Below are 20,128 nucleotides of genomic sequence, written 5' to 3'. Positions count from 1 at the left end.
TTCAATAAGTTAAATGAATGCGGAGATCCTTATAGTATTCCAGATCATGTTTCGGTTGTTCATATCCGGCAGGGAAAGGCTTACCGGAGAAGGTTTGGAAATACAGTAGGCATGCATCGCGCCACCAGGCCGCTTCAGAGGCTTGTATAGCCAGCATTTGCTGTACATGGCTGAACCGTTCTGCATCTACAAAGCGCTGCAGGCTTTTCCATTGCTGCTGCATGGCCCGGACGGAATCCGTTGCGGTATGATACCTGTAGCATAGTTCATCCCAAAGGGTGCGGCCTGATTGCATTTTGTGATCCCATGAAGCATGATGGAACCAAAGCAGGTAATCATCCGGGCAATTATCTATGTTTTCGAACTGTTGCTGCACAGGCGCTGCATATTGTCTGAGCGCATTGCTGCCGCTGCCTGTCCGGTTAAATCCAATACCTGCCTTATCTGCTTTGTGGTAATATACCGGGTTCCAGTCGGGACGGTTCAGCGTATTACCCCAGGGCATTGGGCCATAATGGTGATCATTGTACATCATATGCGTGAGGCCCAGTGGGGTCATGTAATTCACCAGCAGTTCCCGCGAGCGCATCATCATTTTCAAAACGGGCTGAACAAAGGCAGGCTGGGGGGTGAAAGTTTGTTTGATCCATTCGGTAGCGATCGTTTCGCTGCTTAGTGTATAGTCCCAGCTCAGCCTTCCCAGGGCATACCAGTTGCTTTGCGCAAAGGGATGCCCGCACCAGTTCAGGTCGTTGCCGATATTGGCCACGCCTGCAAATCCGCTCAGGGTACTGCTTACAGGGGATCCCTTTCCATTTGTGTAAGTATCTGCATCCAGGGTTTCTTTATACAGTGTTGCCTGGTAAACGAGATGTGTGCTTTGCCCAAGGTATTCCTGCGTGAGCTGGAATTCCATCATCAGTGGTGTGGCCGGCATAGCGCCGAAAAGGGGAGAGAAGGGTTCTCTTGGCTGAAAATCGATCGGTCCATTCTTCACTTGTACCAGTACGTTAGAGCTGAATTTTCCATCGAGTGGTTTGAATTCTTCGTAAGCCTGTTTGAAGCGGTCGTCTGAAGTGTGGCTGTACACGAATGCCCGCCACATCACGATACCTTTGTGCGGCGCGAGCGCTTCGGCCAGCATATTGGCGCCATCGGCATGGGTGCGTTCATAATCCTGCGGGCCGGGCTGTCCTTCACTGTTGGCCTTTACGAGGAAACCGCCAAAGTCTGGGATCAGCTGGTAAATGGAATCCGCTTTCTTTTTCCACCATTCACGGACCGCCGGATCGAGCGGGTCCGCTGTTTTGAGTCCTCCGATCTCTATCGGTGCGCTGAAACGTGCTGTAAGGAAAGTTTTGATGCCATATACGCGGAATACATCTGCCAGGGCTTTCACTTTTTGCAGGAATTCCGGGGTAAGGATAAGCGCATTTGCGTTCACGTTAGTGAGTACGGTACCATTGATGCCGATACTGGCATTGGCGCGCGCATAGTCGATTACGCGCTGGTCTATATAGGCAGGAAGATTATTCCATTGCCAGAGCGAGAAACCGGCATATCCTCTTTCGATAGTGCGATCTGGATTGTCCCAGTGATTGAGCAGGCGCAGGGGGCTGCGTGGAACAGAGAGTATATCGAGTTGCCGGACCGGTTGTTCAGTTTGTATCAGTCGCAAAAAATGGAATACCCCGTAGAGGAGGGCCTGGTCTGTATTCCCCGCAATGAGTATCCGGTTCTTTCCGCCGATGGTAATGGTTTTGATCAGGAAGCCCTCGGTGCCTGCTTTCGATAATTGTTCTTTGATGGCGGGAGTGATAGCCGGAATGTTTTCAGGTTTGCCGAGTAAGATGCTTCCGCTGTGGCTTAGTGGAAGGTTGATACGCAGCATGCCATTCAATCCTCGTTCCAGCTCTGAGCGGGCTGCACGAAGTGTAGGCGATGTTCCTTTTATTTCAAGTGAACGTATGAGTTGTTTACAGGCATTGACGTATTGGGCGTTAGCTATGGGCTGGTAGCGTAGCCAAAGCTCATAGCCGGTTTCAGCCTTACAAAAGCCTGTGATGAAGATGGCAAGGATAAAAGCAATTCGTTTCATAAAGCAGCAGTCGTTTGTTGACGGCAATCAGGGTTGTCTGACGGATGACTGGCGGATGATCAGTTCCGATCTCACCACAATCGTTTGTGTATGCCTGATATCCGATAATCCTTCCAGGTGATTGATGAGATTGCGCGCAGCGATCTCTCCCATATCGATGCCGGGATAATGGATGGTGGTGAGCCTGGGCTCAACGATCTTTCCGATGGCATCGTTATTGAATCCAACCACGGCGATATCTTTCGGTACCTGCATGCCATTTTCTTTCAGCGTTTGCATGCAGACGGCGGCGGAAAAATCATTGGTGATGAAAACTCCGTCCGGCCTGGGATTCATTTTGAGTATCTGCATCGCGGCTTCCACACCGCACTGTTCACTGAGGTCCTTGATCAGCACATGTTCTTTTTTGTAAGGGATGCCATGATCAAAGAGCGCATCTGTGTATCCTTTATGCCGCTGTGCGTATACGTTCCTTTTGAGATTGGCAGTTACCAGCACAATGTTCCTGCATCCCTGCGAGATCAAATGTTCAGTGGCCTGGTAGCCGCATTTGTAATTGTCGATGATCACCTTTGTGCTCTCACTGTTCTCTTCCACGCGGTCGAAAAAGATAATGGGAATATTCTTTTCTTCAAAGAGTTTGAAATGATCCAGGTTTTCGGTGTCAAAGGAAAGAGAGGCGATGAGTCCGTCCACGCGTTTGTGGAAGAAGTTCATGGCATTGGCTGCTTCTTTGGCGTAACTTTCTGAAGAGTGGGCAATGAGCAGGTCGTATCCGGCTTCAGTGGTCACCTGTTCGATGCCAGCGAGTACGGAAGTGATGAAGTTTGAATTGAGCTCATGCACCATCACACCAATGGTATTGGTCTTTTGTTTGCGCAGGTTACTGGCAAAGGTATTGGCGCGATAACCCATTTCGCGGGCTGTCTGCTGGATCTTCTTCCGGGTGTTCTTGTTGATAGCGGGATGGTCCTTCAGCGCGCGACTGACAGTGGCCGATGAAAGGGCCAGTTTCTGTGCGATATCGTATATCGTTACGTCTTTTTTGACTTTCATGTTGCAATCGGTTGCATAAAATTCAAGAAAATAAGCCGAATTACAAAGATTTCTTTTTGTACAATGATCTGTACCGAACTACGATTAAATTCCTGTCTGCTATCTGGTCGTGCCGATTCATAAGTAAGTTATGTGATTGGCTTTAAAAATGCAATCGGTTTAAATAGCGTGTCATTACAGTAATTATTTCAATTCAAGCACTACAACTGAGAATGCCGGGAGATTTACGCTCAGTTCCTTGCCTTTCAACGCAGCTTTCCTGAACTCAGCCGGTTTTACTTTTTCAGGATTTTCGAAACTGTTATGGTCTTGTAACTGTGCGGACTGAAGGATGCGGCCGGATACAGTTTTCACCGCAGCTGAGCCAAGATCGATACTGATCTCCTGCGCTTTCCCGGCGTCCATGTTCACCAGTGAAATATGGATCGCGCCATTCCTGTCTTTCGATGCTGATGCAGAAACGGCCTGTATCTTTTTTCCATTCAGTTCATAATTACTGCTGCTGATGGTAAGTGGTAATAAGAGAGCATCCTGGTGAACATTGTACATTTCCATGACGTGGTAGGTAGGGGTGAGCACCAGTTTTTCTTCTTTCGTCAGTACAACGGATTGAAGCACATTCACGGTCTGCGCCAGGTTGGCCATGCGTACGCGGTCGCAATGATTATTGAATATGTTGAGCGTGAGGCCTGCGATCATTGCGTCCCGCATCGAGTTCTGCTGATAAAGGAATGCGGGGTTGGTGCCTTTTTCCACTTCGTACCAGCCGCCCCATTCATCCACTACCAGTCCAACTTTTTTGGAGGGGTCGTATTTGTCCATTACTTCACTATTCTTTTTTACCATGCGCTCCATTCTCCATGCCTGTTCCATTGTGCTGAAATATTCATCTTCTGAAAAACCGGTGGCAGAACCTTTCGCTGACCAGTTGATCACGGAATAGTGGTGGATGGACAGGCCTTCCAGTCTTTTCAAAGGTACTTCGCGCATTACGGTCTCTGTCCAGCTGTAGTCTTCAGTACCTGGTCCCACAGCGATCCTGTACAATCCTTCACTATTGTTGTAGCTGGTAGCGAGAGTTGCGTATTTTTTGTATTCATTCACGTAATAAGCTGCAGTCATGTTTCCGCCGCAGTCCCATGATTCATTTCCTATTCCCCAGTATTTTACATTCCAGGGTTTTGATCTTCCGTTTTGTTGCCGCAGGTCTGTAAGGTGACTGGTACCGTTGGGATGGTTCACGTATTGTACCCATTCCATAGCTTCCTGTACAGTTCCGCTGCCCATGTTGATAGCGAGATAGGGTTCTGCATTTATCATCTCGCAGAGCTCGAGGAATTCATGAGTGCCAAAACTATTGTCTTCCCGCACTCCGCCCCAGGTGAAGTTCTCGATGGCTTTTCTTTTTTCCCGGGGACCGATCGCATCTTTCCAGTGATAAGTGTCGGCAAAGCAGCCGCCGGGCCAGCGCAGGACAGGCGTTTTGAGTTTTTTCAGTGCTTCCACAATGTCGAGCCTGATCCCGTTCCTGTTGGGGATCTTCTGATTGTCTGCTCCCACATAGATGCCATCATAAATACAATGTCCGAGGTGCTCCGCAAAATGACCGTAGATATTCTTGTTGATCGTGTCCCTGGCTTTCGCAATATCGAGTGTGATCCTGTTTTGCGAAAAGGAAACACCGGCAAACATCGTTGTGGCAGTTGCAATGGCGAGTATCTTTTTCATATTTTTCTTTTTTCAATTATCGGTTCTGAATGGTGATGCAGGTAATCCCTCTTTATTGATCAGGTTGGGATTGACCGGATTGTCGGACCAGGCGTAGCGAACGAATCTGGCTTGGTTAATTTCATCACTCCATACGATGAGGTTATTGCCTTCTATTTTTGTTTTTGCCCAAAGGAATTTTTTATCAGCGCCGGCAATGGCGAATTCAGCGGGAGGCTCACCATCGGTGGTGGACAATTCCTGGCTGAAACGGATAGTGATCTTGTTGCCTTCTGTTCTGCAGGATTGAAGGACCGGGCCGGAGCAGGTGATGTTTTCGCCATAGGCGAGATGGAGGGCTTGAAGGGCAAGTCTTTCGCCCACATCTTTTTTATTGTCGGGATGAATATCATTCCATTCTCCCAGATCGATGGCAACGGCCATGCCTGTACGGGGAACTGACAATGTTTTCAACTGCGCTTCCCTGATCAGTGCCCAGTTGCTTTCGGACGGCAGGTAATTATAATCCATGAATCCGGGCAGTTGCACATACAGGAACGGAAGATCTTCCTGCTTCCATAATGCCCGCCAGTTGCGGATCAGCGCCTGCATCAATGAGAGGTAGTTTTGTGGCTGTCCGGCATTGGCTTCGCCCTGGTACCAGCAAAATCCTTTGATTGCGTAATTGATAACCGGGGCTACCATTGCATTAAAAAGGGCGCCTGGCTGGCTTTGCGGTGAGATGCCTCCGGAAGGTCCACTGCTGAATGGACTGTTCACCAATCCTGGTTTATAGAGCCAGGTCCCTTTGAGATCAATTGTGTCCTTACCTGAAAAAATGCAATAAGGTTTATCCGGAACAAATCCGCCTTTCCCGGAATTATTGGTAACGCGCACAACAAAAACATTTTTGCCTTCTTTCAGGATGCCAGGTTTGACAGAGTATCTTCTTTGCGGATACATGTAAGTGGTATTGCCAATTTTTTGACCGTTGATGTAGAGCTCATCTGCATCTACGATCCTTCCGAGAAAAACTTTGGCAGGCTGAGCGATCATGCTGGCAGGAATTTCCATCTCACGACGATACCAGACGATTCCGTTCAGGTCTTTCACGCCCTGGTCTTCCCAATATCCCGGAATATTGATCGTGCGCCATCCTTTGGGAGTAAAAGCCGGCTCGAACCATTTTAGCGGACCGGCCAAACCTCGGTCTGCCGGCTCTTGTGGCGGGTTGGAAGATAATGGTGTTTTTCGGTTGAGGCTGTTGATCCAGGCAGTGTCTTTGTTCTTTTGAATGGTATTGTAAAGCGTAGTAAGGTCTTTCAGTCCTTCTTCGCTTATCCATGCTTCGATGGGCGTTCCTCCCACACTTGCATTGATGATGCCGATAGGGATCTTGTAATGTTCATGGATTTTTCTTGCAAAAAAATAAGCTACTGCCGAAAAGGGCCTGACCTCATCGCCTAAGGCAGGTCTCCAATGAACTGGAGGCAGATCTTCTTTGGGGCCCTGCAGGCTGGTGAGTGTTGGTATCCAGCATTGCCTGATTTTCGGGTAGTTGGCATTTGCAATATCTGCTGCGTAGCTGATATCATGAATATTCATCTGGTGCACCATGTTCGACTGGCCGGAGCAGAACCAAACATCACCGAAAAGAACATCTTTCAGTACAATTTTATTCTTGCCGCTGATCTCTATGATGTATGGACCTCCGGCTTCTGCAGGTGGGAGAATTACTTTCCAGTTGCCTTTTGTATCTGCTGTGGTGCGATAAGTTTTTCCTCTAAGCCTCACCGTTATATTCTCTTTTGGTGATGACCATCCCCAGACCGGAACCTGGCTGTTCCTTTGCAGGATCATGCTGTCCCTGATGAGGGAAGGCAGTTTTACCTGTGCAATGCAGGGGAATTGGAAGAGGAGCAGGGTGAAGGCAATCGTTAAGGTTCTCATTTCTCAATAAAGTTTCGCATTCGTTAGTTGGCGGCTGGTTGCTATGCCGAAGACAAAAAGGAGGCCGGCCTTTTATTATTATTTTGGTTGGGCGGCTTCTCCGCTTCGCCTGGCTGGAAAGATCCGTATAGTCTTCATTTTTCGGGCCTTAAACCAGTAATAATCATTTTTCTTTTGCAATCGGTTGCTTAAATATCGGGAAAAAATTAGAATAGAGAATGCTTTTTTCGGCAATTGATCAATTTAATGAGCATGGAATTGCAGGTCTCCGTTGTCGCCGCTGTTCTTCTTTCTAAACAACCTGTGTTTTAGATACATTTCTCTGCCGCATTTTATTTGAGTTTGCATGGAAGGCAGGATGGAAGCTATTCTTAGCTGTTCTTGATACGTATTATATATATGTATGAGCCGGGGTGCAGAGCTGACTTGCTTGTTAGTATAAAGAATAAATCAGACCTGTATCAGGGCAGCGATCAACTGATGTAATAGAACCTGCTGTACATCAGTCAATTCTGTCTGAGCCTGTCAAGAATGCTTTTTTATCAAAAAAATTGCAATCGGTTGTAATTTTGGGAAATTTCACTATATTCGTTATAGCAAGTGTTGAGAAATGCTTGTTATAACGATTGAAACGGTCAAGCCAACTGCTATATGAAACAGCTCATGCCGTCTTTTCCCCTGCTGCTTTGTTTTCCTTCTCCTTTGCGTATGCTTACATGGAGAGGGGAATGTGTAATGTTCCGGATCTCTCTTCGCTGTCTCATATACTCCCTTACAAATTTTATTCGCTGTTCCAGGTGTCATACCCGGCAGCTCACTCCCTATCACTATATTTCTACATTGCTTAAACTGCCAAAAAAATGCGTAACGAAACAACTGCGAAACGAGGAAATGCGACCAATCCAACCTGCTTATCCCCGGGCAGGTTACTGTTCGTATCTCTGCTGACTGTTTGCCTGCTCTGGGTATTGCCCGCGTCTGCCCAGGACAAAAAGATTCAAGGCCGGGTTACTACCAAAACGGGTGCGCCTGTATCAGGAGCATCGGTACAGGTAAAAGGCACCAATACAGGAACCTCCACCAATGACAACGGTGACTTCACCATTACTGCATCCCGGGGAGCCGTGCTAGTTATTTCAAATGTGGGATATGTCAATAATGAGATCATTGTCGGGAATGAAAATACTATAAAAGTGGAATTGCTCACAGTGGCGCAGGATATGAGTGAGGTTGTGGTTGTAGGTTATGGTACCCAAAGGAAGAAAGATGTAACCGGCGCTGTTGCCAGTGTAAACCTGGAAGCGCTGAAAGAAGCGCCCAACACCAATATCGGTCAAATGCTGCAGGGTACCGTTCCCGGTTTGAATGTAGGGCTTTCCACCTATGCCGGTGGAACGCCTCCCATCTCCATCCGTGGTATCAACACCATCGGTGGTAACACGAGTGTACTGATCATCCTGGATGGAATCCAGTTCACGGGATCATTGTCTTCCATCAATCCCGATGATATTGCCAGCATCGACGTATTGAAGGACGCCAGCTCCACGGCAGTCTACGGAGCGCAGGCAGCCAACGGGGTTATCCTCATCACTTCCCGCAGAGGCCGCAACAACCAGCGGCCACGTGTAGCTTTCTCCAGCGCTTACACTTCACAGAAACCTAATGTTGATCTGAGGCCGAGAACCCGGGATGAATACCTGAATGATATCAGGGAAGCTTACTATAACCAGTCATATACCGGCCCCGAATACACGAAACCTAATGAAAGCTTTGATGTAACCAATTTCGTGGATGCCACTATGCGCAACAGTGAAGGACTCCTGCCCAATAATTTCAACTGGTGGGATGAAGGCACAAAAACAGGCCTTATCTATGAAGGCAATCTCAGCATTTCGGGGGGGACAGATAAGTTCAACTATCTGCTTTCCGGAGGCTATGTTGATCAGAAAGGTTTTATCATGAACGATATCTTCAAAAGAAGATCTGTAAGGGCCAACCTGGAAATAAAGGCGCTGGACTGGTGGAAGATAGGACTGGTATCGAATGGTTCCTTCGTCAACCAGGATGGGGCGGAGCCCGGCATTAGTGGCCTTATCTTCATGTCGCCGCTCCAAAAGCCTTTCGATGACAAAGGGGAGCTCATTCCTTTTCCCACCAATACGGTAATGCCCAATCCATTCAATACTTTCTATGTAGATAATTTCGACAGAAGCACTTATCTGTTCGCCAATGTATATACTGAAATGAACTTCCCTTTCCTGAAAGGATTGACCTATCGTTTGAACTTTGGCAACAATTATACAGGACTTCGTCAGTATGGCTCCAGCATTTATGGCGCCAACCGCACAGGTGAAGCATATAAGCGCAACACCCATTACTACGACTATACACTGGATAATATCCTTACTTACACAAAGAGTTTCGGCGATCACAGCATCACTGCAACAGCGGTGTATGGTGCTATCGAGCGGAGGTATGATTCCACCGGGGCAAGGGCCACAGGGTTCGATCGCCTGAACCTGAGCTATAACAACCTGACGCTTGGCGCCATTCAGTTTGCCGGTTCCAGTGGATGGAAAGAAGCATTGAATTATCAAATGGGCAGGATCAATTACAGTTTCGATAATAAATATCTGCTCACAGCTACTGTTCGCAGGGACGGTTATTCCGGCTTCGCTGCCAATCATAAGTATGCATTGTTCCCCACATTGGCATTGGGCTGGGTGATTTCCAGTGAATCGTTCATGAAGAATCTAACGTTCCTGAACACACTAAAACTGCGTGCTGGTTATGGTGAAAGCGGCAACATGACCTCCAGGTACAGTTCAATAGCGAAAGTGATCACCGGAGCCGCATATGTATATGGCGATGGCGGCACAACAGCATTCGGACAACAAGTGACGGCTTTGGGCAACCCAAATCTGAAATGGGAGAGAACAAAGGGAGTGAACCTTGGAATGGACTTCAGTTTATTCAACAACAGGTTGTCTGGTAACCTGGAGTATTATATCAATAATACACATGACCTTCTCTATCCGGTAGCGCTACCCGAAATTACAGGATTCCCCAGCATTCTTACCAATCTCGGACAGCTGCGCAACAAGGGATTTGAGGCGTCTGTTTCCTATCGTGTGATCGATCAGCGTGATTTCAACTGGACCACCTCCTTCAATTTCTGGAAGAATACCAATAAGATCGTTTCACTCACTGGTATTGATGCCAACAAGGATGGAGTGGAAGACGATCTCATCTCCAGTAACCTTTATATCGGCAGACCATTGAATACAGTGTACGATTATAAAACGACCGGCATCTATCAAATTGGGTCCACACCGCTTCCCGGTTTCTTTGTTGGATCCATGAGTCTGCTTGACCGTGATGGAGACAACCAGATCACTCCTGAAAATGATCGTATGTTCCAGGGCGACAGAAACCCCCGTTACCGTTTCAGCTGGATGAATACAGTTAGCTACAAAGGATTCTCACTGATGGTGTTCATCAACGCTATCCAGGGGGGTAAGGACGGCTATCTCGGTAATAATAATCGCAGCTACTTCCGTGACGACAATGCCATCCGCAATAACGATCTGGTGCAGGTCAGTTATTGGTCACCTGCAAATCCGGGTGGAAAATATCCCCGCATCATTTCAGGAACTCAACCTAAAATAACGGCAGGGGTAAACGTAAATAATCCTGCCACCAATCAATATGGAATGTGGGAAAACAGAAGTTTTATCAGGCTGCAGGATATTTCATTGTCGTACAATCTGGGCAGACTGATCAAAAAGATCCCCTTCCAGGCGCTCAATGTATATGTAAGTGGCAAAAACCTGATCACCTGGACAGACTGGAATGGCTGGGACCCGGAAACCGAATTGGCAGTGACCGACAATAATAATGTCACGCGCACAGTGGTGCAGGGATTGACAGTGGATGGCAGGCCTGTAATGAGGGCTTTCACCATCGGCGTGAACATCACTTATTAAATGTTGCTTTCTGAGTACGAAACAATTGCTAACGATTTATACTGTTTTCATGAAAACGATCAAAATATTACTGTTGCTCGGCTTATTGGCCACCAGTACAGTGTCTTGTAAAAAAACATTCCTGGACGAAACGGCAGTAGACTTTCTGAGCACTTCCAATGCATTCAAAACGGAAGCCGATTTCAAGGCATCCATATCGAACATGTATGGAAGAATAAGGGCGCATTATTATACAGTGAACGACTACATGCCTTTCTGGTACATGTATCGTACGGATGCATACCTGGATGTTCAATCCAGTGCACCTAATCTGCCAGGTCAGATCGCTCCTACAGCGGGTGAAGTTACTTTTGCCTGGGGAGCGCATTATAAGTTCATCTCAGAAGCAAACACCATTATTGGTCGATTGCCGGCATCTACTCTTACTGATGAGCAGAAACTATTGTTTGAAGCAAGGGCCAGGTTCTTCAGGGCTTTCGGGTACCGGGCCCTGGCTTATCTCTATGCAAATGTTCCGCTGGTGTTGGAAGAGATCCAAAGCCCCAAAACTGATTTCACTCAGTCAACCAGGGAGCAGGTGTATGAACAGATCATTCTTGATCTCGAATTTGCTGCTGCCAACCTGCCCACAATCGATAAAGTGAACGATGGTGAAATTTCAAACCTGGTAGCTTATCATTTACTGGCGGAAGTCTGCAACTCGGCCAAACAGTATGAGAAAGCAAAAAATGCAGCAACCGCTGTTATCTCTGATCCGAATATGGCATTGATGACAGCAAGGTTCGGATCCAGGAAAGATGGTATACCCGCTAACGGGATCTATCCGGCTATTGCAGGTGATGTATACTGGGATCTTTTCCAGCCACGCAATCAAAACAGGAAGACAGGTGGTAACAAGGAGGCATTATGGGTGATCCAATTCGAAACAGATATTCCGGGTGGTGGCAATAGCACTACCAAAAGCATTTTTGAAGGCGAGGCTTTCTATGCACTCGAACGCGTTCACACTCCTTTGATGAGAGATATTAAAGTAAATGGCGTTTCTGTATTCCAGTGGCCAGTCAGTGATTTTACCGGAGGCCGTGGTGTTGGATTCATGGCACCGGATCCATGGTTTGCCGATACAGTTTGGAAAAATTCAGGAGCAGATATGAGAAATGCCAACCACAATTTTGTAAGAGAATTTATCGGTACAAACCCCGCAAGTCCTTTATATGGACAGGTCTTCTCTACAAAGAATCTGCCTCCCGGGGCCACCGGCTTCAATAATGCTGTACTGAAGCCAGGAGTAGCCGAAAGAGCATTGTATCCTTACCAGTCAAAAGCTACCACACCATTTGCGCACCCTGCGAGTTTGCTGAATAACCCGGCCAGCTCTGACGTTGTTGGCAAATTAGTGCTCAAGGGAGGTGCTGGTGGAACTTACCTGGACCAATACATGTTCCGTTTGGCAGAAACTTACCTGCTGAGAGCCGAAGCACAATTAGGATTGAACCGGCCTGATCTTGCCGCTAACGATATCAATGTGGTGAGGTCCAGGTCCAATGCCGGCTCTGTTGATGCGGCAGATGTGAATATCGATTACATCCTCGATGAAAGACTGCGAGAACTAGGTGTGGAAGAAAAACGAATGCTCACCCTGATGCGTTTGGGAAAATGGGCCGACAGGATGCGTAAATGCAATCCATTCTATGCTGCACAGGTGCAGGACCATTACAACCTGTGGCCTATTCCGGCAGGAGAGATCGAAAGGAATAATATGAATAAGCTGAACCAGAATCCCGGTTACCCGCAATAGTTAGTTATAGAGAAGCTTGTAAAAGGACCATGATGAAATTATCTGTGCTCAGGTTGAATTATTCCCGGATGGTATTGATTCTTTCGTGTTTTTTCCTGTTAGAGGGATTAAAGGCACAGCAGAAGAACCGCGAAAGGATCAATATCAATGAAGGCTGGCAGTTCATGCGTTATGAAGGCGAAGCCGATTCATTGATCTATGATGAAAGGCCTCAAATATTTGATCGTAACGATAACAAGGTAGCCGATACCAGAGCAACAGAAGAGAGAACTGTGACCTCATCCGGCAGGGCATTGAAAAAATGGATACTGCCTTCAGCCAATGATTTTATCAGCGACCCTTCCAGGCACCACCAGCGGCCACCCGGAAATCCGGGAAGCAATTTCCCCTTTGTACAAGCGGGTTTTGATGATGCAAAATGGAAAAAGATAAACCTGCCGCACGACTGGGCCATTGCAGGCCCTTTTTATTCAGAAGAAAATGCGATCGTCGGTGGTGGTATGGGAAGATTGCCTGTTCAGGGAGTAGCATGGTACAGGAAAAAGATCAGTATACCTTCTTCCGATAAAGGAAGAAGGATCTTCCTGGATATAGACGGCGCCATGTCTTATGCAATGGTCTGGTTGAATGGTAATCTTGTTGGTGGCTGGCCCTACGGATACAATTCGTTTCGCCTCGATCTTACTCCCTATATCAAATATGGAGCAGCCAACCAACTGGCCATAAGAATAGACAATCCCACAAATTCTGCACGCTGGTATCCCGGTGCAGGATTGTACAGGAATGTCTGGCTGGTAAAAACGAATCCGGTGCATGTTGCACAATGGGGAACCTTTATTGCAACGAAGCAGATCAGCAGCGCTGCTGCCACAATTGATATTGCTGTACAAATAGAAAACAGAACAGGCGCACATGAGAAGATCGAAGTCAATACAGATATATTCTCATCGGTAAAAAATGGGAAAAAGATCGCATCAACCGGAATTTCAGTCCTGACAATAAACGCGAATACAAAGAGCAAAGCGGAGGCCAGCCTTACTGTGAAGGATCCAAAACTGTGGGGGCCTCCGCCCGCTCAAAAACCCAACCTTTACCTGGCCGTTACCAGTCTCTACAAAAATGGAAAACTGATAGACCGGTATGAAACTCCTTTTGGGATCCGTGATGTGCAATTCGATCCGGAAAAAGGAGTAATAGTAAATGGCATGCCTATGCGCATTCAGGGTGTGAACCAGCACCATGATCTCGGCGCACTGGGTGCTGCATTCAATCTGCGTGCGGCAGAAAGACAACTCGGGATACTTCAGGAGCTGGGTTGCAATGCCATCCGCCTCGCGCATAATCCACCAGCACCCGAACTGCTTGACCTGACAGACAGAATGGGTTTTCTCGTGATCGATGAAGTACACGATTGCTGGGAAAAAGGAAAAACGCCACTCGACTTTCACCTGATCTTCCCGGACTGGTATGAAGCAGATACACGTTCATTTGTGCGGAGAGACAGAAATCATCCTTCAATTATTTCCTGGAGCTTCGGCAATGAAGTGGGTGAGCAATATACAGACCAGGCAGGTGCGGCCTGGGCTAAAAAATTGCAGGACATCGTAAAAGAAGAAGACCCTGCACGACCCACCACGGCTTCCATGAATTTTGCAAAACCAGACATGCCTTTCTCTGGGAATATGGACATCATCAGTCTCAATTACCAGGGCGAAGGAATCAGGGATGCTCCCGCTTATGCACACCTGAAAGGGATCAAAACATCTCCGCTGTATCCTGCTTTCCATGAGAAATTCCCTGGTAAATTGATACTGAGCAGTGAAACTGCTTCAGCGCTCAGTTCGCGCGGCACTTACCTGTTCCCGGTAGTGGAAGGTAACAGCGCACCCGTGAGCGAAGGAGTGGGAGGTAATGGAAAACTGCAACAGGTAAGCGCCTATGAATTGTACACCGCTGCGTTTGGCGCCTCACCGGATAAGGTGTTTGCCTCACAGGACCAGCATCCTTATGTAGCCGGTGAATTCGTATGGTCAGGGTGGGATTACCTGGGAGAGCCCACTCCCTATTATTCTGCACGCAGTTCTTATTCAGGGATCATCGATCTGGCGGGATTTCCGAAAGACAGATATTACCTGTACCAGTCGAGATGGAAACCTGAACACCCGATGGTGCATATCCTCCCGCATTGGAACTGGCCGGAACGTAGGGGACAGATCACCCCCGTACATGTATTTACTTCCGGTGATGAAGCGGAACTATTCCTGAATGGACGATCATTGGGAAAAAAGAAAAAAGGAAAATACGAATACAGGCTGCGTTGGGATGATATCGTATACCAGCCCGGCGAGCTGAAAGTGATTGCCTATAAAAACGGAGCGAAATGGGCGGAAGAAACGATCCGCACTACCGGCAAACCGGTGGCGCTGCAATTGAAAGCCGACAGAAGCAAAATAGCAGCCGATGGAAATGATCTTTCTTTTATTACAGTTTCTGTCAATGATGAAAATGGACTTGCCGTTCCGGATGCATTGAACGAAATCAACCTGGAGATCGAAGGTCCCGGAGAGATCATTGCCATGGATAATGGTGATCCCGCCGATCTTAGTCCTTTCATTTCCAGCCCCAAAAAACTGTATGCCGGCCTGCTATTGGTGATCGTTAAAGCGAAAACAGGAAAAACCGGTACGCTGGTCCTCAAAGCTGCTTCGCCGGAATTAAAGCCGGCAAATCTGGTGATACAATCCGAATAATCGTTGAGCAATGATTACAATATCCCTGATGACTTATATTTGTATATGCCCTCCGGATATTCATCTGCACAACGCATGGCAGTTGCCATTGATTCTGTCGTTTTTGGTTTTGACGGAGAAGAGATCCGTCTGTTGCTCATTCATCGCGGCTTCAAACCAGAGAAAAATAAATGGAGCCTGATGGGTGGTTTTGTACAGGAAAAGGAAAGCCTTGATGATGCCGCCACCAGGATACTGAAACAGCTCACCGGCCTCGAAGGCGTATACATGGAACAGGTGCAGGTGTTCGGTGAGCCTGATCGTGATCCGCTGGAAAGAACCATTTCCGTTGTCTACTTCTCTTTGATCGATATCGAAAAATATAAAAAGCAATTGAGTGAGGATTACCGGCCGGAATGGTTTTCGCTCGACCAGCTGCCCGGGCTGATCTTCGATCATGGAAAAATGATACAGACGGCTCTCGAGCGTTTGCGGTACAAAGCGGCCTTGCACCCCATCCTTTTTGAACTGCTGCGCGAAAAGTTTACCATCCGGGAGTTGTTCAATTTATACCAGGGGGTATATGGCAAGGAGCTGGACAAAAGGAATTTTGTAAGGAAGCTGAATGATACTGGACTGCTGATCAGACAAAAAGAAAAAGAAACGGGAACATCCAAAAAAGGATCGTTCTATTACAAATTGAATAAACGCAAGTACAGGGCCAATGTAAAAGCATTTATCAGCCTGATGCCATCGAGGGACCTGTTAAGATAATTTTTCTCCTGTTGAATAAATACTGCTGTGTTTGTGCGTTTTTCGGATAGATAATGCTGTTAGAGAATCAGGAATGAGCTGCGTTGGAATGGGCGCCGTTTCGCATCATGATTTCCGCAGGGATGATTGGCGTATGATCAGTTCCGATCTCACCACAATCGTTTGTGTATGCCTGATATCCGATAATCCTTCCAGGTGATTGATGAGATTGCGTGCAGCGATCTCTCCCATATCGATGCCGGGATAATGGATGGTGGTGAGCCTGGGCTCAACGATCTTGCTGATTGCGTCATTGTTGAATCCTACGATGGCAATGTCCTGCGGGATGCGTACGCCATTTTCTTTCAGCGTTTGCATGCAGACGGCGGCGGAAAAATCATTGGTGATGAAAACTCCGTCCGGCCTGGGTTTCATCTTGAGTATCTGTAAAGCTGCTTCCACACCACACTGTTCACTGAGGTCCTTGATCAGCACATGTTCTTTTTTATAAGTGATGCCATTATCCTTAAGGGCATCTGCATATCCTTTATGCCGCTGTGCATACACGTTCCTTTTGAGATTAGCGGTTACCATCACGATATTTTTACAACCCTGTGAGATAAGGTGCTCAGTGGCCTGGTATCCGCATTTGTAATTGTCGATGATCACTTTTGTGCTTTCACTGTTCTCTTCCACGCGGTCGAAAAAGACGACCGGAATATTCTTTTCTTCAAAAGGTTTGAAGTGGTCCAATCCTTCGGTGTCGAAGGAAAGTGAAGCGATAAGTCCGTCCACGCGTTTGTGGAAGAAGTTCATGGCGTTGGCTGCTTCTTTGGCGAAGCTTTCGGATGAGTGGGCAATGAGCAGATCGTATCCGGCTTCTGTGGTCACCTGTTCGATGCCTGCGAGTACGGAAGTGATGAAGTTTGAATTAAGCTCATGCACCATTACGCCGATGGTGTTGGTCTTTTGCTTACGCAGGTTGCTGGCGAAAGTATTGGCGCGATAACCCATTTCACGGGCTGTCTGCTGGATCTTCTTCCGGGTATTCTTGTTGATAGCGGGATGGTCCTTCAGCGCGCGGCTGACAGTGGCGGATGAAAGGTCCAGTTTCTGGGCTATATCATAGATTGTGACGTCCTTTTTCTCTTTCATATTGCAATCGGTTGCATTCAATTGAATCAAAAAAATACAGGTTACAAAGATGTCTTTTTTTGTGAAGAAGCGCGAATGATGAGTTCAGATTTCAGAATAATGGAATTGGTATTGCCTGCGCCCGGAAGGCCGTTCAGTTGTTCCAGAAGGCTCTTCATGGCTGTATCTCCGAGGTGATAGCCGGGATAGTCCACCGTTGTGAGGGCAGGGGAAACGATGCGGCTGATGGGATCATTGTTGAATCCTGCAATGGCGATATCGTCCGGAATGCGGATTCCTGCTTCCAGCAAAGCCAGCATGCAATGGGCCGCCACGGTATCACTGGCGCCGAAAACGGCATCGGGGCGCTGTGCGGGTTTCTGTTTCAGGATCCAGGCCGCGGCCTCGGTACCGGAACTTTCCAGGAGCTGACTGATGCGTACCAGCTTTTCGTCGTACGCTATTCCTGAGTCCCTCAGAGCGTGCCTGTAACCACGGAGACGATCGGCATATACGTTCCGCTCTTTGCTGCCACCCAGGTGCAGGATCCGCCTGCGACCCTGATCCAGCAAGTGTTTGGTGGCTTCGTAGGCGGCCTTGTAATTGTCGATCATCACACTGGTGCATTGAGACTGGTCCCAGGTACGATCGAAGAAAACCACGGGGATCTTCTTGTCGAGAAAGGGTTGCAGGTGACCGATGCTTTTGGTGTCGTAGGCCAGTGAGATCAGGAGCCCGTCCACGCGCTTGTTGAACATGGTATTGGCATTCATTTTCTCTTTATCCTCTTTTTCAAGGCTCTGGGTGATCAGGAGGTTGTAGCCCTCCCTGCTGGCCGTGTCTTCCATGGCAGCCAATACACCGCTCATGAACTGGGAATTCAGCCTGGGTACAATCACGCCGATGGTATTGCTGCGTTTGCTGCGAAGGCTGCTGGCAAAGGTGTTTGACCTATAACCCAATAGCTGCGCAGCTTCTGCGATCTTTTTGCGGGTTTGCTTATTGATGGTGGGATGATCTTTAAGTCCTCTGCTGACCGTGGTGGCTGACAAATTCAGGTATCTGGCAATGTCGTATATGGTAACCTCTTTCTGATCCGGCATGAATTGACTTTCTGTTTACAAAGAAATGAAGGTTTTTTTGTAAAAAAAATTGCAATCGGTTGCACGATATCAAAAAGGATAGTATATTCGTTTCCGGTGCATAAAATGAACGATTGCAGATAAACCAGGAAACCTGCTTTTGCTACCAGCTGCTATATGAAGAAGATCAACTCCTTTATATTACCTGTTGCTGAATGGATCCGGTTCCAGGCTCTTCCTTTCATCTGTTCCATCCCTCATTCGCGCTTATCCGCTCTCTTGCTGTTACGAACCATTAAAATCACTCAATAAGAACATGCTCCTCCTTGGAATAGATACCGGTACCTCCTCCATCAAAGTTTCTGTAGTGGATGCTGTAACTCAAAGGCTGCTGGCCACCGCCCAGTATCCCGAAACGGAAGCGGATATCATCTCCCTTCAACCCGGCTGGGCCGAACAAAGCCCAGACCAATGGTGGGAAAATATCAAACAGGCCATCCTGAAATGCCATGCTACCGGTCTCTATGAACCGAAAGATATTGCCGCCATCGGCATCGCTTACCAAATGCATGGACTGGTGCTGGTAGACGCCAATCAGCATGTGCTGCGCAATGCCATCATCTGGTGCGATAGTCGCGCTGTCGAAACTGGTGAAGCCGCTTTCCAGGCCATCGGAGAAGAACATTGTTTATCACATCTGCTCAATTCGCCCGGCAATTTCACTGCCGCCAAACTCGCCTGGGTAAAGCAACACGAGCCGGAACTTTACAGCAGGATCCGTTACGTGATGCTGCCCGGAGATTTTGTGAGCATGAAGCTCACAGGAGAGATCAATACTACAGTTGAAGCGCTTTCGGAAGGCATCTTCTGGGATTTCAAGACCAACTCCTTATCTGAAGAAGTACTGAATTATTTTGGTTTCGATAAAAGTCTTTTCCCGGAGATCCATCCCGTATTTGCACCGCATGGCTATCTGAAGGCTGCAGTGGCGGACAGGCTTGGACTTCGGTCAGGCATTCCCGTTGCTTACAAATCCGGCGATCAACCCAACAATGCTTTATCGCTGAATGTGCTGCATCCCGGTGAAGTGGCTGCTACTGCAGGTACTTCCGGTGTGATCTATGGCGTGAGTGATCAGCTTGCGTATGATAAAGCCAGCCGCATCAACACTTTCGCGCATGTGAACCATCACCTGCCTGAGCAGATGGGCGGTGAAGGAGTGCATACCAATCGCACGGGCATCCTTCTTTGCATCAACGGCGTTGGCATCTTCAACAAATGGATCAGGAATATTGCAGGTAGCAATCTCAGCTATGCAGCCCTCAACGATGCAGCGGCAGGCGTTCCCGAAGGAGCAGAAGGATTGATCGCATTGCCATTCGGTAATGGAGCCGAACGAATGCTCAACAACCGCACTATCGGCGGTCATCTGCTCAATCTCGATTTCAATCAACATACAGCCGCGCATACGATCCGCGCTGTGCAGGAAGGGATCGCATTCGCTTTCCGTTACGGTTTGGACATCATGCGCGAGAATGGCATCCATCCCACGGTGGTGCGTGCAGGAAAAAGCAATCTCTTCTTAAGTGAAGTGTTCACCGATGCATTTGTTGAAACCAACCAGGTTGAAATGGAATTCTATGAAGGCGATGGCAGCTTCGGAGCAGCCATTGGTGCAGGCATTGGCGCAGGTATCTATCCTGATCTCGCAAGCGCTTCCGGAAAACGCCGGCCCATCAGCATTACAAGTCCATCAGGCCTTAGCCACTACGAACCATTGTACCAGCGATGGAAAGCAGCACTACAGGAAAAACTCGATCAATAAAAATATACAG

General features: G+C 47.8%; 11 protein-coding genes. 5 read left to right on the top strand and 6 right to left on the bottom strand.

Annotated features, from left to right (window positions below; translation table 11 throughout):
- Position 1: 1 nt before the first annotated feature.
- From FSB84_RS02435 to FSB84_RS02420, 4 genes are all read right to left on the bottom strand, one after another.
- Entirely contained in the window at positions 2-2,098 is a 2,097-nt protein-coding gene (locus tag FSB84_RS02435; RefSeq protein ID WP_130543065.1) for an alpha-glucuronidase family glycosyl hydrolase, read from the bottom strand.
- 27 nt (positions 2,099-2,125) lie between these two features.
- Positions 2,126-3,154, bottom strand: coding sequence for a LacI family DNA-binding transcriptional regulator (locus tag FSB84_RS02430; RefSeq protein ID WP_130543066.1), 1,029 nt, complete (start codon positions 3,152-3,154; stop codon positions 2,126-2,128).
- Between the two features lie 183 nt (positions 3,155-3,337).
- Entirely contained in the window at positions 3,338-4,882 is a 1,545-nt protein-coding gene (locus tag FSB84_RS02425) for an alpha-N-arabinofuranosidase (RefSeq protein ID WP_130543067.1), read from the bottom strand.
- A gap of 12 nt (positions 4,883-4,894) precedes the next feature.
- Positions 4,895-6,811, bottom strand: coding sequence for a sialate O-acetylesterase (locus FSB84_RS02420; RefSeq protein WP_130543068.1), 1,917 nt, complete (start codon positions 6,809-6,811; stop codon positions 4,895-4,897).
- Between the two features lie 860 nt (positions 6,812-7,671).
- Here FSB84_RS02420 and FSB84_RS02415 point away from each other — a divergent pair.
- The 4 genes from FSB84_RS02415 (at position 7,672) to FSB84_RS02400 (ending at position 16,098) form a co-directional block, all read left to right on the top strand.
- On the top strand, positions 7,672-10,797 hold the full coding sequence (locus FSB84_RS02415; protein WP_130543069.1) for a SusC/RagA family TonB-linked outer membrane protein: 3,126 nt from the start codon (positions 7,672-7,674) through the stop codon (positions 10,795-10,797).
- A gap of 49 nt (positions 10,798-10,846) precedes the next feature.
- A complete protein-coding gene (locus tag FSB84_RS02410; protein ID WP_130543070.1) occupies positions 10,847-12,595 on the top strand; it encodes a RagB/SusD family nutrient uptake outer membrane protein in 1,749 nt (582 codons plus the stop codon).
- A gap of 29 nt (positions 12,596-12,624) precedes the next feature.
- On the top strand, positions 12,625-15,345 hold the full coding sequence (gene galB / locus FSB84_RS02405; protein WP_130543071.1) for a beta-galactosidase GalB: 2,721 nt from the start codon (positions 12,625-12,627) through the stop codon (positions 15,343-15,345).
- A 75-nt stretch (positions 15,346-15,420) separates the two neighbouring features.
- Positions 15,421-16,098 (top strand): NUDIX hydrolase, encoded by a 678-nt coding sequence (locus FSB84_RS02400; RefSeq protein WP_225979962.1) that lies wholly within the window; start codon positions 15,421-15,423, stop codon positions 16,096-16,098.
- Positions 16,099-16,203: 105 nt separating this feature from the next.
- On the opposite strand, the gene FSB84_RS02395 is transcribed toward FSB84_RS02400, so the two are convergent.
- Together FSB84_RS02395 and FSB84_RS02390 are read right to left on the bottom strand one after the other, a co-directional pair.
- Positions 16,204-17,232 carry a LacI family DNA-binding transcriptional regulator gene (locus FSB84_RS02395; protein ID WP_130543073.1) on the bottom strand — a complete coding sequence of 343 codons (1,029 nt, stop codon included), beginning with the start codon at positions 17,230-17,232 and terminating at the stop codon, positions 16,204-16,206.
- Positions 17,233-17,273: 41 nt separating this feature from the next.
- Positions 17,274-18,314 carry a LacI family DNA-binding transcriptional regulator gene (locus FSB84_RS02390; RefSeq protein ID WP_130543074.1) on the bottom strand — a complete coding sequence of 347 codons (1,041 nt, stop codon included), beginning with the start codon at positions 18,312-18,314 and terminating at the stop codon, positions 17,274-17,276.
- A gap of 187 nt (positions 18,315-18,501) precedes the next feature.
- On the opposite strand from FSB84_RS02390, the gene FSB84_RS02385 reads away from it, so the two are divergent.
- Positions 18,502-20,118, top strand: a complete 1,617-nt coding sequence (locus FSB84_RS02385; RefSeq protein WP_225979961.1) for a xylulokinase — start codon at positions 18,502-18,504, stop codon at positions 20,116-20,118.
- The last annotated feature ends 10 nt before the right edge of the window (positions 20,119-20,128 follow it).

This window comes from Pseudobacter ginsenosidimutans (genome assembly GCF_007970185.1).
Lineage (GTDB): Bacteria > Bacteroidota > Bacteroidia > Chitinophagales > Chitinophagaceae > Pseudobacter > Pseudobacter ginsenosidimutans.
This window is presented reverse-complemented; position numbering and strand designations above follow the sequence as displayed.

Coding starts and splice junctions, on each gene's coding strand:
- FSB84_RS02395 (WP_130543073.1), bottom strand. CDS start 17,232: ATGAAAGAGAAAAAGGACGTCACAATCTATGATATAGCCCAGAAACTG.
- FSB84_RS02410 (WP_130543070.1), top strand. CDS start 10,847: ATGAAAACGATCAAAATATTACTGTTGCTCGGCTTATTGGCCACCAGT.
- FSB84_RS02425 (WP_130543067.1), bottom strand. CDS start 4,882: ATGAAAAAGATACTCGCCATTGCAACTGCCACAACGATGTTTGCCGGT.
- FSB84_RS02435 (WP_130543065.1), bottom strand. CDS start 2,098: ATGAAACGAATTGCTTTTATCCTTGCCATCTTCATCACAGGCTTTTGT.
- FSB84_RS02400 (WP_225979962.1), top strand. CDS start 15,421: ATGGCAGTTGCCATTGATTCTGTCGTTTTTGGTTTTGACGGAGAAGAG.
- FSB84_RS02430 (WP_130543066.1), bottom strand. CDS start 3,154: ATGAAAGTCAAAAAAGACGTAACGATATACGATATCGCACAGAAACTG.
- FSB84_RS02390 (WP_130543074.1), bottom strand. CDS start 18,314: ATGCCGGATCAGAAAGAGGTTACCATATACGACATTGCCAGATACCTG.
- FSB84_RS02420 (WP_130543068.1), bottom strand. CDS start 6,811: ATGAGAACCTTAACGATTGCCTTCACCCTGCTCCTCTTCCAATTCCCC.
- galB (WP_130543071.1), top strand. CDS start 12,625: ATGATGAAATTATCTGTGCTCAGGTTGAATTATTCCCGGATGGTATTG.
- FSB84_RS02415 (WP_130543069.1), top strand. CDS start 7,672: ATGCGTAACGAAACAACTGCGAAACGAGGAAATGCGACCAATCCAACC.